The 12624-nt window shown below is 39.4% G+C and carries 13 protein-coding genes and 1 pseudogene; 9 read left to right on the plus strand and 5 right to left on the minus strand.

What is annotated here, in order from left to right:
* The 4 genes and pseudogenes from H6G26_RS33045 to H6G26_RS33060 all read right to left on the minus strand — a co-directional run.
* Positions 1 to 203: pseudogene (locus tag H6G26_RS33045) on the minus strand (hypothetical protein); the annotation flags it as partial.
* Positions 204 to 572: 369 nt separating this feature from the next.
* Positions 573 to 1802 (minus strand): ParM/StbA family protein, encoded by a 1230-nt coding sequence (locus H6G26_RS33050; protein ID WP_190735127.1) that lies wholly within the window; start codon positions 1800 to 1802, stop codon positions 573 to 575.
* Complete coding sequence (locus H6G26_RS33055; protein WP_190735129.1) at positions 1795 to 2298, minus strand: hypothetical protein; 504 nt, start codon at positions 2296 to 2298, stop codon at positions 1795 to 1797. Before H6G26_RS33055 ends, H6G26_RS33050 begins: the two co-directional genes overlap by 8 nt.
* An 821-nt stretch (positions 2299 to 3119) precedes the next feature.
* Complete coding sequence (locus H6G26_RS33060; RefSeq protein WP_190735131.1) at positions 3120 to 3263, minus strand: hypothetical protein; 144 nt, start codon at positions 3261 to 3263, stop codon at positions 3120 to 3122.
* A 123-nt stretch (positions 3264 to 3386) separates the two neighbouring features.
* Between H6G26_RS33060 and mobV the strand changes: the two genes are divergently transcribed.
* The 7 genes from mobV to H6G26_RS33095 all read left to right on the plus strand — a co-directional run bounded on the left by mobV (position 3387) and on the right by H6G26_RS33095 (position 10697).
* Positions 3387 to 5093: a MobV family relaxase gene (gene mobV / locus H6G26_RS33065; RefSeq protein WP_190735137.1), complete on the plus strand. Its 1707-nt coding sequence runs from the start codon at positions 3387 to 3389 to the stop codon at positions 5091 to 5093.
* Between the two features lie 107 nt (positions 5094 to 5200).
* On the plus strand, positions 5201 to 6826 hold the full coding sequence (locus H6G26_RS33070) for an ATP-binding protein (protein WP_190735139.1): 1626 nt from the start codon (positions 5201 to 5203) through the stop codon (positions 6824 to 6826).
* Entirely contained in the window at positions 6823 to 7392 is a 570-nt protein-coding gene (locus H6G26_RS33075) for a DUF192 domain-containing protein (protein WP_190735141.1), read from the plus strand. Before H6G26_RS33070 ends, H6G26_RS33075 begins: the two co-directional genes overlap by 4 nt.
* Before the next feature lie 100 nt (positions 7393 to 7492).
* Positions 7493 to 7819, plus strand: coding sequence for a hypothetical protein (locus H6G26_RS33080; protein WP_190735143.1), 327 nt, complete (start codon positions 7493 to 7495; stop codon positions 7817 to 7819).
* Between the two features lie 31 nt (positions 7820 to 7850).
* Positions 7851 to 9173, plus strand: coding sequence for a hypothetical protein (locus tag H6G26_RS33085; RefSeq protein ID WP_190735145.1), 1323 nt, complete (start codon positions 7851 to 7853; stop codon positions 9171 to 9173).
* Positions 9174 to 9193: 20 nt separating this feature from the next.
* Complete coding sequence (locus tag H6G26_RS33090; RefSeq protein ID WP_242054040.1) at positions 9194 to 9880, plus strand: hypothetical protein; 687 nt, start codon at positions 9194 to 9196, stop codon at positions 9878 to 9880.
* A gap of 223 nt (positions 9881 to 10103) precedes the next feature.
* Positions 10104 to 10697, plus strand: a complete 594-nt coding sequence (locus H6G26_RS33095; protein WP_190735150.1) for a DUF6753 family protein — start codon at positions 10104 to 10106, stop codon at positions 10695 to 10697.
* 12 nt (positions 10698 to 10709) lie between these two features.
* On the opposite strand, the gene H6G26_RS33100 is transcribed toward H6G26_RS33095, so the two are convergent.
* Positions 10710 to 11363 (minus strand): response regulator transcription factor, encoded by a 654-nt coding sequence (locus tag H6G26_RS33100; protein WP_190735152.1) that lies wholly within the window; start codon positions 11361 to 11363, stop codon positions 10710 to 10712.
* Between the two features lie 256 nt (positions 11364 to 11619).
* Here H6G26_RS33100 and H6G26_RS33105 point away from each other — a divergent pair, with 256 nt between their 5' ends.
* Together H6G26_RS33105 and H6G26_RS33110 are read left to right on the plus strand one after the other, a co-directional pair.
* On the plus strand, positions 11620 to 12384 hold the full coding sequence (locus tag H6G26_RS33105; RefSeq protein WP_190735154.1) for a sensor histidine kinase: 765 nt from the start codon (positions 11620 to 11622) through the stop codon (positions 12382 to 12384).
* Positions 12368 to 12610, plus strand: a complete 243-nt coding sequence (locus H6G26_RS33110; protein ID WP_179070171.1) for a hypothetical protein — start codon at positions 12368 to 12370, stop codon at positions 12608 to 12610. The genes H6G26_RS33105 and H6G26_RS33110 overlap by 17 nt, the downstream gene beginning before the upstream one ends.
* The last annotated feature ends 14 nt before the right edge of the window (positions 12611 to 12624 follow it).

The raw sequence follows: 12624 nt of genomic DNA on the forward strand, positions 1-12624 counted from the left end.
CTTTTAATGAATTGCGGGGATGCTTCACTATCCGCCAGAATCTTTAAGGTCTGTTCGGCATCTTGGACGGTCATCTGAGAAATATTTTTTACACCTGCTTCCTCCCAGACATCCCCGAAATACTGTCGATATTGCTGATTGAAGTCTTGCTCTTGGGCGAAGCAGGCTAATTCTTTTACTCGTAATTGTGTCGTCTCTGACATATCAATTGACCAAGGTTAATTGTTCGCGTTTATTGTTTGACCCAACCATCTTGAGCAATTGTTGATTAAGCGGAGGGAAATACCATTCAAAGCCAAACCCTTGCATTTCAACGCTTTGGCGATGTTAGACAGAATGTCTGTCTAACATCAGACAGCATCAGTAACAACAATTGTCATACAGATGCAAACTAGTCTAAATCCCTTGACCAAGCCCTGTTGGGGCGGGGTGTGGGGTTGCAGGTTGGAAATAGCCTCCACAACATAGATTCGTTACAAGCCCTGTCTTTTCACTCTGGTTTGCATTGGTCGGAGTTCCAGAGCTACGGTCAATGCCGTCTTCACTACACCCAACACCCTACCCCCAACACCCTATTTTTGACTAGTAGTGATATAACCGTTCCTTTGCCAAATCTCCGTGTCTGGTTTAGAACTCTTGAATGGTTGAACATAATAATCAGGAACTAGGGGTTTGTCTTGGCGGTCATAGCTCAATTCATGATCCAAAAACTTGATATGGCTAATATGGGATGCCCAAGCATCGGCTATCCTATCACCTAATCCCATTGTGTCTAAATATTTAGGTAGTTCCATTCCGCCATTCCAACAAATGGGGATGCCTTCACCATCAAAATGTTCGGTTAGCTCTTGGCGTATAAAGGATGCTGTCCCACCACAAACTAAAATTTCATCCATAAGAGCAATATTTCTCAACCAGCGCCATAAAGCACGGCAGTACTCTTTGCGAACTATCGGTAAAATCCGACAAAACAACTCTACATCAGCATTGATTTCTTCGATTTTGGTTTTGCGCGATAGAAACCGCAGTGCATCAAAATTGTTATTCGTGGTTTCGGCTAAGGCTGAAATTAGGCGTAAGTCATCTTTTGATAAACCAACGGCAGTACGTTCTACAAACTGATCCACCACCCAATTCATCCCTAAATCTGTAGATTCAGCTTTTATTGCATTCCCCTTGTGCGACAAAATAAAACTGGCATTACGATAGCCTAACATCAGCATTCCTATACTCTTTTGGAAATAGTTTATGTTGACGTTGCGACTGCGATATGCCATGATACCCGCCCCTTCTGGACTGACATCAAAGCTACGTAATTTTGCTTTTAACCTCCCTGTTGGCGTGATTATTCCTGTTTTTAAGTTCTGTGCTAGTTTTGCTCTGAGCGTTTGCCCATCCGACGCTTCTCCCACTGGCAACAACAAATGTACATATAGCTCTATATCTGGGTTTTTCACTCCCAGCCGCCGAATTGCCAACCATAACATAGCTGCTACTTTCGGTAAGGCATATTGATACTTCAAATCTCTAATGGCTGATGTCCCCGCGAACATACTTTTGGCTAATGCTCCCAAGACATAGTATTCTGACCCAATTCCTATCCATACCGTCGTATCTTGTACGAGTTGATTTGACAAATATTCTATTGACTCTACCCCTAAATCCGCTATTTCTGGTTCCATTGCTAAAACTATTGGAACCCCATCTGGATAAATCTGTGCTATCCCCTTCTGGGAACTTGTCCCTAAATCAATCGTTATCGCAACTTTTGTGTAGTCTTTAGAATTATTCTTTTTATTCATCTTTACCCCCGTTTTGTTTGTCCCAGCCAAACATCCGCTTAATGTCGGTCATCTCTTGATAGTTTTGCGAGGAAAGAAATTCATTGTCATCGTCATCTTCCTCATCTTCCTCATCAGTAGAACTTATTTGTCCATTTCCCGAAGTAACCCCTAAGACGGATAGACTATCTGATGCCACTATGTCTGATGCTTGCATTGATATATTTGATGTCACCACTAGTGGGTCTGGTGCTATCCCACAAGTTCTCCGAATCATACTAATTTGTGCTTCTAGTTGACTAATTGCCCAAATGCCAATCTGTCTTAATTCTTCTCCCCTCAGCCCCGAAGAAAACAAGGCTAGAGGTAGCCAGTGTTTTTTTAGTGTCGATGTAATTGTTTCCGAATAATCTTCCTTCAAATTTAAAGGCTTTGACCTCAAGTAATCAATTACTTCTGCATCTGCACTGTCACTTGGTCTTCTAAATGACACTACTCTATATCTAGAATCATTCATTTTTTTTGACTAAAATTCTGATTAGCGTAACGCGCTTTCTTAAAATTATTACACTAATTTTTATCGCCCAGTTTTTTTATTTTTATTTTGATACTGCCTAACTTAACTAAATTTAATATTTTTGCTTCTGAAATTTATGTTGTCTGCCTAAATAAAGAATTTACTTAATAATGGATGCACATATAACACCGCATTTTTTCTTCTAATCCTTCACTTAGTCCCTCATTTTTTAAATCCCTACTAATTTACGGGGGTTTAATTTGCTTTTACGTAGTCAAAATGTATTACTAATCACAGTTACAAATAGCAGACATTTTGCACCTAAAACCCCTATTTATATACAAAATGTCTGCCATTTTGCATCGCTTATACACGCTTTTAACTGTTATAGCTGTCATCAAATGTTGACAATCAGGTACAAAATGTCTGCTATTTTGCACATCGCTCTTTTGAAAAATTGCCCTCTAACACTTGCTCCAAAAAGGTTTGAGGCGACTTATCCAGTTTCTTGTATTCTCAATAGGCTTGAAATTATTGAGAATGCGTACTACAAAAGTATTGTTTTTGTACTTCAAAAAAACTGTTTTTTTCTGTTTGTGCTACGAAACACTACTAAAAATTACAATTTAGCGCTGATCAACTTCGAGGGACTGCTAAAAAATTCCGTTATCAACCATTTTATTCTTGAGTAATTCTCGAAAAATTCTGTGAGCAGACCATCAATTCTCATTAATCTAGAGTTATTGACAGTAAAATAGCCCGAAAGCCTTGCTATTGCTTGGTTTTTTAGTCCAAGTCACAGAAAGTCGGATGTTCTCTACCTAGGCTAAACCTGTGTTAACAGTGACTATGCTACTAAGGGAATCTTGGGGATAGCGGGAGAATTGCCCGTGAAATGCCTCAGAACTGCTGTAGGGTGGCTTAAGATAGTCGTACTTACTACGGTTATTTCCCCATTTTCGCATTTGAGCGATTTGCCTTTAAAATAGGCGTGAAACCGAGAAAAAACAGCAATAATTTGAGTAATATTTGTTTCTCAGTCAGTCAGCCCAAAAACTTGTATTTTCAAATTTTAGCGTAAAGAAAAAATGGCATACGCGATCGCGCGATTAAAAAAATTAAAGCGGGGTAACATATCAGGGAGTGCATCTCACACTGCACGAGAAAGAGAAACCCCTAATGCAGATCCCACTCAAAAAAATATTCGGTTCATCGGTAGCCTCAACCCAGAGGAACGACTAGAGGATTTAGTCTTAGCCAAGATAGGGGACTCGGAGCAGAAGCGGAAGATTCGCACTGATGCGGTGTACTGCGTGGAGTTACTGTTGAGTGCATCGCCCAGTTATTTCCGTCCCAACTGCCCCACTCAAGCCGGTTACTATGAACCACAAAAGCTGGATGAATGGCTAGAAGCGACTCACCAGTGGTTAGCGGATGAATATGGCAATCGCATTGTCCGCGCCGAGTTGCATTTAGATGAAGCCACACCCCATATTCACGCTTATTTTGTGCCTTTGGATGATGAGGGACAGCTACGGTGCAATCATTTCTTTGACGGACGGCAGAAAATTCATGAGTTTCAGGATTCGTACTACCAGACAATGCGGTTAATTGGGTTGGAGCGTGGGATTAGAGGAAGCAAAGCCCAGCACCAGGACATCAAAGACTTTTACCGCATTGTGGAGGAGGGGCGTGACTTAGAAGTTGATGAGCTAAGTGCAGCGCAATTGAAGGCCAAAGCTGCCGACCGAGACAGGGCGAATCAACGTAAACAGGAAATGGAAGCTACAGCCAAAGCTCTCTCACTTGAGAATGACCAATTACGGCGGCGGATAGAGCAATTGGAGCAAGATAATCAATCAATAAAAAAAGTTACCGAATGGTCAACTGATTTAGCTTTGGATGATGTTGCTTGGGAGTTGGGACTGTGGCGTAAAGGGAATGAATGGGTAGGAGGAAACCACATCATTAATATAGATGCCTCTCAATTTACTGACTTTAGCAATGGTTCTTCGTTAGGGGGTAACAGTGCTATTGATTTAGTCAAGCATGTTAATCAATGCAACCAAACAACTGCGATCGCATGGCTGGGGGAAAGATTTGGTGAAGTCGGCGCAAAACGTGCTGCGATCGCTCATGCTCAAAAAGTTGCGGCGGACATTATCCAAACTCAACCAGTACCGCAATTCACTCCACCGATTGAGGATAAAGCTAATTGGTCAGGTGTTGAACATTACCTAACTCAGAAACGAGGCATACCCTCTGATTGCGTACAAATGTTACATAACCAAGGACTAGTTTATGCCGACTCAAAAGCAAATGTAGTGTTTGTGATGCGGGATCTCAACGGAAAGACCAAAGGAGCATTTTTAGAAGGGGCAGTTAATAATTTCTCTGGTTATGAGTTAGGTACAGTTCGCCGTGATAGCTGGTTTTACTTTACTTTGGGGAAAAAGCCTAACGAACAAACTAGTACTGTCGTGCTGTCTTTTTCTCCCATTGATGCCATTTCAGTAGCCATGCTGGAATATCAGGTTAAAGGAATACCAGAAAACAGAACAGTTTACATGGCAGCAGATGACACTTCAAATTTACCTGTTGAAAGATTACGTAATGTGGCTCATGTACAGGTAGCTTTTAGTCAACCAACAGTGGCACGGGCTGTTAAAGAACTGCTGCCACACTCGACTCAACTCAAGTGCGAAAGTCGGGATTGGAATACGCAGTTAATCAATTTCTCCCATCAATTGCAACAACGGTACTCACAACAAAAACACGAGGAGTTAGAGCTATAGTTGCAAAAAAGTCAAGCTACTTTAGTACCGATTTTTTCAGTACCAAAGTAGCTAGTAAAGAGTTTTAGCTATCAATAATATTGGGGTGAAATTTAACTAAAGCCCTAATGAATAATGAGTTAATTAAACAAATATTTGGATTAATTAAGCTTAACAATAAGCTGATTGCTGTCGAGTCTCCATTGCAAGAGAGGGTCAGGCTGCTCATCAATCTAGCCAGTGAATGCGAACAATACAATATTAACTGTTACCTGTGGACGCTGGAGGATGATGCGCTACACCAGTTATCTACTAATGAGGAGGGATTAACTTTACAAAGAGTTGAGCAGTATCAGGCGATCGCCAAGAATCGACGCGAACATTACTTTGAAATTCTGCGATTCTGGAAAACTACCGATTTACAAGGAATCCTGATATTAGAAGGCATATTCCCTTGGCTGGGCGAAGCTACCACTGACCCCGATTTCTTTCTGACTTCCGAGTGGATTAAGTCAGCCCTCATTAACCTGAAGCTGTACAATTGCAATGCTAACAAAGCAGCGATTCTCTTAGGGTCAAACGCCACCGTGTCGTCTGACATTGCCCCCGAAGTTCCGACAGTCATTCAACAACTGCCAGCTATAGAGGAAATAAGCAGTTACTTAGCTCAAGTATTACCGGATTACAGTCATAGCGATATTCATGCGACGGCGATCGCTGGCTTAGGGATGTACTTAGCAGATATCGATTATGGCATTCGACAGGCGATTGTTGATGAAATTACACCGGATGAGTTAGTAGAAAGACTGGCCGCTTACAAAATCGAACTGTTTAAGCGAATTTATAATATTCAGTTCCTTCAACCTCCAAGCACACCCATTGGTGGTTTAGAACTGATCCAGCAAGCGTTTAAAACTTATAAGCGCCTTCTATCCTCATTGGCTAAAGCTTACAATCTTCGTTTACCCAAGGGGATTTTATTAATCGGCCCACCGGGAACAGGAAAATCTTACTCCGCTAAAGCAAGTTCTGCACAATTGGGGCTACCTCTGATTATCTTAGAGTGGGGTAGTTTCCGCAGTTACGGTAATTTGGCTGAATATAAACTCAAGAGTTTACTCGCACTGGTAGACCGAATCAATCGTGTAATTTTATACCTTGATGACTTTGATAAGGGATTCGCCGGGGATGATGATTTATCTAAACGCCTCGCTGGTATGCTTTTGACCTGGATGCAAGAACGTACTAGTGAGGTTTTAATTATCGCTTCGGCTAACAATATTCAATGGCTACCACCAGAGCTAACCAGAAGTGGACGCTTTGACGAGATTTTTAAGGTGGATTTACCCAATTATGGAGAACGGCACGAAATATTCAAGATTCACTTAGCCCGTTTCGATCCTCGTTTCCGTGATCGGGGCGATGGCTACAGTGAACAAGAATGGAAAAGGTTACTCAAAGCCACGCAGCGATGTGTGGGGGCGGAGATTCAAGCCATTGTTGAACGTGCCGCCGTCTTTACTTTCTGTCAAATGTTTGGCGACGATGTTTCTCCCCTTCAAGAACTACCACCACTAGGAATTACATTGTCGGCATTGTTGGTTGCAAGGCAGAGTATGAATCCTCTGGCCATCCGCGAAGCTGACCGAGTTGAAAGTATGCGTAACATTGCGGCTTTGCATGGCCTTCCATCTAGTCCAATTGATTCATCTATATATAGTCTCGGCAACGTTGATATTTTTGGTGAAACATGAAAACTTTAAAAATTAATTCTGAAAAGGATTTATACGTTGCTGCTTTCAACTTACTGAACATACTAGGCCCTGTCGCTGGAGTATCAATTATCATCGGCACTGTGGCGCTCGGTTACGTCCAAACTCGTCCCCAGGATTTACCAGTTACGCACATTCTCAGCAAAGGCGGTCGTACATTTAACTTGGAAGCCGCCTCTACACCAGAGCAATTAGAGAAAGGGCTGAAATTTCGAGCATCCTTAAACGATGATCGCGGAATGTTATTCAACCTGGGCAGAGAAATTTACAATGTGCCTTTCTGGATGTACAAGGTAAATTTTCCATTAGACATCTTTTATCTTAAGGACAATGTGGTGACAACTGCGGTTTACAATGCCCAACCGTGTTACAAAACCCCTTGTCCCATCTACAAAGGGAAAGTTGCCTCCCAAGTGCTAGAGCTAGTAAAAGGCACTGCCAATATCAAGGTTGGCGATCGGCTTAACATTCAACCGTTATTAGTTTTGCCTAAGAATAATATTGGTATTTATAGCGGCAATTATTTGAAAACCAAAAATAATCGGTAGTAATTGTATAACGTATTTTTGAAAAATCAAGAAACTATAGTACTGAAAAAAACAGTACCTAAATAGCTTCATGTGTTGAATCAAATATGGCAATCTATTTATGGGAAGAGTATGGACATATTGGGAATTTGATCATCCTTTGGGTAACACGGTGCGAGTAATCTCTACCCCACTAGGGTTAGAGATATTTGCCGAAGATGTGTTCAACGTCGTTGCAGCAGAATTAAATAACGAAAAAATAGTACTGATGAATATTCACAGTCAAGAACGTTATGTAGTTATTGAAGAAGAGGTAGTAAAAGTAAAAACTTTAAATTTTACAGCCATCAATACCTTAAAGACGATTGTCAAAGCGGACTTGATTAATAAATTTCTGCATTGGGTACGAATTAAAATTCGACCAATATTTCAAAGACAGTACTTGTAAAAAAAATTAGTCAATATCAAAAGGAAGAAGAATGATGACTATTAAGATAGCCAACGATAATAACCAAAATACTAGCAACAATCTGGCAGATCAACCCTTTACTAATACACAGTTTAACAATATAGCACCCAACAATGCGATAGAAAAAGACACTATTAATATAGATCCCAACAGCCCAGTGCCCGACAATATAGGACTTAGCAATGCGATAAAAGAAAACACTACTAATACAAAGTTAGACAGCCCAGTGCCCGACAATATAGGACTTAGCAATGCGATAAAAGAAAACACTACTAATACAGAGTTAGAAAGCCCAGTGCCCGACAATATAGCACTTAACAATGCAAGAAAAGAAAACACTAGTAATACAGAGTTAGAAAGCCTAGCACCCGACAATGTACCACTTAACAATGTGACAGAAGAAAACACTATTAATACAGAATTAGAAAGCCCAGTGCCCGACAATATAGCACTTAACAATGCAATAGAAGAAAAGACTAGTAATACACAGTCTAATAATCCAGTATCCGAAAAGAATAATAAGAATAACAACAATAAAGATAATCCAGAACAACTAAGAAGATTAGTAATGGTGACAGGAGATAAAGGAGGTGTTGGTAAGTCAACGTTTGCCAGAGGTTTAGCGCAAACTTACATAGATAACGCAGTAAAATTTGTCGGGTTAGACGCAGATAATTCTAATCCACACTTGATCAGATTTTATGAAAAAGCTGCAAACATTCATCGTTTAGATATATCTAACTCAGATAAATTAGACGAATTTGTAGATAATTTAAAAGAATTAGTCTATCCCAAATCAAAAGAATCTGGCAAAAATCAAGAGGAAAAATCTTTGATACTACTAGAAACGCCATCACAATTTCTGCCAACTTTAAAAATTTTAATAACCGAGATGGGGTTTTTAGATGTAGTAAATAATAAATGTAAGATGCGGGTGACGATAGTAGTAGTTATTAGCACAATAATTGATTGTATAACTCAACTACTAGAACTATATAGTTTCTGCGGTGATCGGGTGGATTATGTAATAGTAAAAAATTCGTTTTACGGAGAGGCGGAACAATTTACTTTTTATGATAATTCAAAAGAAATAAAAGCAATTGAACAGCAAGTAAAAGCAACAGGGCATGATTTCACAAGTATAAATATGCCAAAACTAGCGAAAAAATCCTACGATTATTTAGATGTGAAAAATTTGACATTTAGACAAGGACTTGAACAAGATGAATATCCGTCTGTATTTGGTAGAGTCTTAAGCTGGCTGAACAATTTTAAAGGGCAAATAAAGCCAAAAAAAGATTTATTTGGCATAGAGAAGATTTTATCTGAATAGGAATAAAGATGTCAAAGAGAATGATTATAACTGTAGGAGATGCGCGGGTGGGTAAGTCTACAGTTATCAAGCTATTGCTAGAAATGTTCGCCCAACAAGGAAAACGGATAAAGGTTTATAACCAAGAATCATTCCCTGTATTTCAAGCTTATGAACAATTAGCAACCATTAAGAAGTTTAATTTATCAAATGACGATGCTGATGCAATAGCAGATGACTTAAATCATCCTGAGTTAGATGTGATAATTGTTGATATGCCCGGACAAGATATTGAAAAAGTAATTCAATATATCGAGAGTGCTAGCTTATTTGAGGTTGTAGTAAAATTTGGTTGGAATTTAACATTTCTTCAACCTATTTCTCACAGGGAAGACTGTATATATTACTTAAATGCAATCATCCAGAACGCGACCACTAACGCTAACTACGTGGTAGTGAAAAATTACCATTTTGCGCCAGATTTTAGAGAATATGAGGAGAAGATGCGGAAAAAGCTGTTAATCATAGGAGGGACAGAAGTAGAATTAATGGCTCTACATCGGAATCATTATCAAGCAATGGAAAAGGCTGATAAACCATATTCACAAGTTTGCCAGGATTTCTCAATAATTTTATTTTGGAGAAGCTTCATTTTTCAGTGGATTAAAAAGTTTCATCATTCAGTGATGAATAACAATTTGGCTATTAAATATCTAGGGCTTGATTGATGACACTACAACCCGGATTTCTCACCACACCTCGAATGGAGGAGTAATGAGTTATGAGTAATGAGTAGTGAGGAGTGAGGAGTGAGTTATGAATATTTACTTATTAATTCTTGCTCTTTACTCATTACTTATTAAGGATTTGCTTCTTATTCATTACTTCTTGCTCTTTACTCATTACCCATTACTTATTACTCATCATTAAACGCTTTGGAGCTTGTGAGAAATGCGAGTACAAAACACATTACAAGGCTACTCCCCATCAGAACAAAAACGCATAGTTGAAGGGGCATATCAACTAGGGATTACACCAGATGATCCAGTTTTTAGGATGATGGCGACACTGGGCAGATATGAAGAAACGATCATAGACCTCCAGGCAAGAATGGAGGCAATGATAGAAGCATGGGCGGCACTGATAGACCAAAAACTGGAAAAGACAAGCAAACAAGCCGAGTCAATGCATTATACAGTTGTCTCTAGTGCCGTGCGTGATGAGATCAAAAAAAGCAAGCCCACCGGCACAGGCATGAAAGTGCAGGCAGGCTGGGGATTGGGGACAGTATCTCTTGTGTGTGGATTAGTAGCGGCTGGCAGTACCTTGCTGGGTTCGCTAACAACGTGGAATCTGGTGCAAAATATAGGAACGAATCAGTCAGTAGTAGTATCACGTAACGAGATAAAGATTCTCCAATGGGCAAAATCCCAAGAGGGTAAGCAAATGTATCAAATAATCTTGAAGAATCAAGCAGCAATTGAAGCCTGTCAAACACAGCAGAGTAAAACCCAGGGCTATTGTTTAATTCAAGTAGGTAAGTAAGTAAGTAAGTAGCTAACCTACCTTCAGGTAATCTTGTTCGATGTACCCAAGTTTACTAGCTTCAATCAGAGCATTGACGCGATCTTTGACATCTAACTTCGCAAAAATCTTGTTAATATGACCTTTAACGGTACTTTCAGTAATAAATAACCGCTCGGCAATCAGCTTATTAGAAGAACCATCTGCCATCAAAGAGATAATTTGCATTTCAGTGGCACTAAGATGATCTTGGTAACTCTTCCCCTTAATTTTCTGCTGGAATAAAAAATTATGTCGGCTAATATCAGGGTCAAAAAAAGACTTGTTATCGTAGAATGTGGTTTTAATTGCTTCTAAAATCAGGGGAACATTATTCTTTTTGAGAATGTAAGAATCAGCGCCGGCATTTAAAGCTGATTGAACAGTGCCTTGAGAAGAATGGGAAGAAAGAACAACAATTTTAGTCTTGCTATTGAGTTTGACCTCTTTGATCACTTCTAGCCCCGATATATCGGGTAAACCAATATCCACCAAAATCACATCGGGATTTAATTCCTTAACTAAATTAATCCCTTCAATACCAGTACGAGCAACGCCGACCATTTCCATATCTGGTTGTTGATTGATCGCAGTAGTGATCCCCAACCTAATGAGTTCTTCATCCTCAATGAGCGTTAATCGAATCATAGATCACTTCGATTATAAGATGACTCAATATTTATAACATAGTTGTTGGTGTTAAGCCTTTTACTTTTTGTATCTGTAATATAAAATATAAGCAAGAAGAACTCTTTCCAGATAAATGGAAGAAAGTTTACTACTAAAGCTTGATTGAATAATTTTTTTTAGAACTAAAATAAAAACATTCTCAAATCTTATAGACATAATTAGTATTTATTCATAAAAGTAGCCAAAATAACCATCTGTCGTTGGAAACATAGTTATGCAACAGGAAGTTTTAAGCAAACAGTTGGATTTATCAGCCTTACTCCATGATGTGTCAAATTCTTTTAAAGGGGCATCGTTGATTGTAAATCAGTTAATTGATGGCGCTTATGGATACTCTTTAGAAGAAATCAGACCATTTCTGATAGCCCTACGAGATACTAATGACCGGGGTATGAGCTTGGTTGAAGCTAACAGAGTCTCTCAAGAAGCTAAACCAGTAACAGTAGCTCAGTTTGATATGTTGAGTTTTTTACAAAATAATTATTCTCGATTCAAGCCAATAGCGCAGTATCATTCCTTGAATCTCCACTATGAAACTCAATCATCGTACAAGCATGGAACGCAAGTACGGGGTGACAGCATAAGTATTGACAGAATGCTGTGTAATCTTGTGACAAATGCTATTAAGTACACTCTTGCCGGAGATATCTTTTTAAGGCTGCTCAATCAAGAAGATGATTTAATTATTGAGATTGAAGATACCGGCTGTGGAATTGCCGCAGAACAAATTTCCAATATATTTATCCCATTATGGCGAGCGCCAAATAGCAATTTATTACATCAATCAGGGATGGGATTAGGGCTATACATCGCCTTATGTGTGGCTCATGCTCATGGTTTGAGGATAAGCGTAAACTCGGTAGCTAAACAAGGAACCAAATTCACTATTATATTTCCTTACAAAGACAACGGGGTTTATGGGATTGATGATAGGATGTTGCCTAATTCACAGAGGTTACAAGATGCGTTACCTATATGATGTGAAACTTTGGGACAGGATTGAAACAGGGGTGGAATTTCTAATTTTTGTGGCTTTGATGATAGCGGCAATTATCAAACTGGGGCACAACGATTTTTTACAAGCATTGTTTTACATAGTATTAGCTGTCATCATCTCACCCTGGTCACAATTCGAGCGGGTGACTAAGCGATATGTCTTAGTAAGTGCGTACATTCTTGGGTTGTTTGTCGGGTATTTTAGTTAGTCTAACTCTGGGCC

Origin of the sequence: Nostoc sp. FACHB-888 (assembly GCF_014696655.1) — a bacterium.
Classification (GTDB): Bacteria; Cyanobacteriota; Cyanobacteriia; order Cyanobacteriales; family Nostocaceae; genus Nostoc.

What these genes read in the sequence shown, in the direction of transcription:
- H6G26_RS33095 (WP_190735150.1), top strand. Translation starts at nt 10,104, where the DNA reads ATGCGAGTACAAAACACATTACAAGGCTACTCCCCATCAGAACAAAAA.
- mobV (WP_190735137.1), top strand. Translation starts at nt 3,387, where the DNA reads ATGGCATACGCGATCGCGCGATTAAAAAAATTAAAGCGGGGTAACATA.
- H6G26_RS33110 (WP_179070171.1), top strand. Translation starts at nt 12,368, where the DNA reads ATGCGTTACCTATATGATGTGAAACTTTGGGACAGGATTGAAACAGGG.
- H6G26_RS33105 (WP_190735154.1), top strand. Translation starts at nt 11,620, where the DNA reads ATGCAACAGGAAGTTTTAAGCAAACAGTTGGATTTATCAGCCTTACTC.
- H6G26_RS33060 (WP_190735131.1), bottom strand. Translation starts at nt 3,263, where the DNA reads ATGCGAAAATGGGGAAATAACCGTAGTAAGTACGACTATCTTAAGCCA.
- H6G26_RS33090 (WP_242054040.1), top strand. Translation starts at nt 9,194, where the DNA reads ATGATTATAACTGTAGGAGATGCGCGGGTGGGTAAGTCTACAGTTATC.
- H6G26_RS33070 (WP_190735139.1), top strand. Translation starts at nt 5,201, where the DNA reads ATGAATAATGAGTTAATTAAACAAATATTTGGATTAATTAAGCTTAAC.
- H6G26_RS33085 (WP_190735145.1), top strand. Translation starts at nt 7,851, where the DNA reads ATGATGACTATTAAGATAGCCAACGATAATAACCAAAATACTAGCAAC.
- H6G26_RS33100 (WP_190735152.1), bottom strand. Translation starts at nt 11,363, where the DNA reads ATGATTCGATTAACGCTCATTGAGGATGAAGAACTCATTAGGTTGGGG.
- H6G26_RS33075 (WP_190735141.1), top strand. Translation starts at nt 6,823, where the DNA reads ATGAAAACTTTAAAAATTAATTCTGAAAAGGATTTATACGTTGCTGCT.
- H6G26_RS33050 (WP_190735127.1), bottom strand. Translation starts at nt 1,802, where the DNA reads ATGAATAAAAAGAATAATTCTAAAGACTACACAAAAGTTGCGATAACG.
- H6G26_RS33080 (WP_190735143.1), top strand. Translation starts at nt 7,493, where the DNA reads ATGGGAAGAGTATGGACATATTGGGAATTTGATCATCCTTTGGGTAAC.
- H6G26_RS33055 (WP_190735129.1), bottom strand. Translation starts at nt 2,298, where the DNA reads ATGAATGATTCTAGATATAGAGTAGTGTCATTTAGAAGACCAAGTGAC.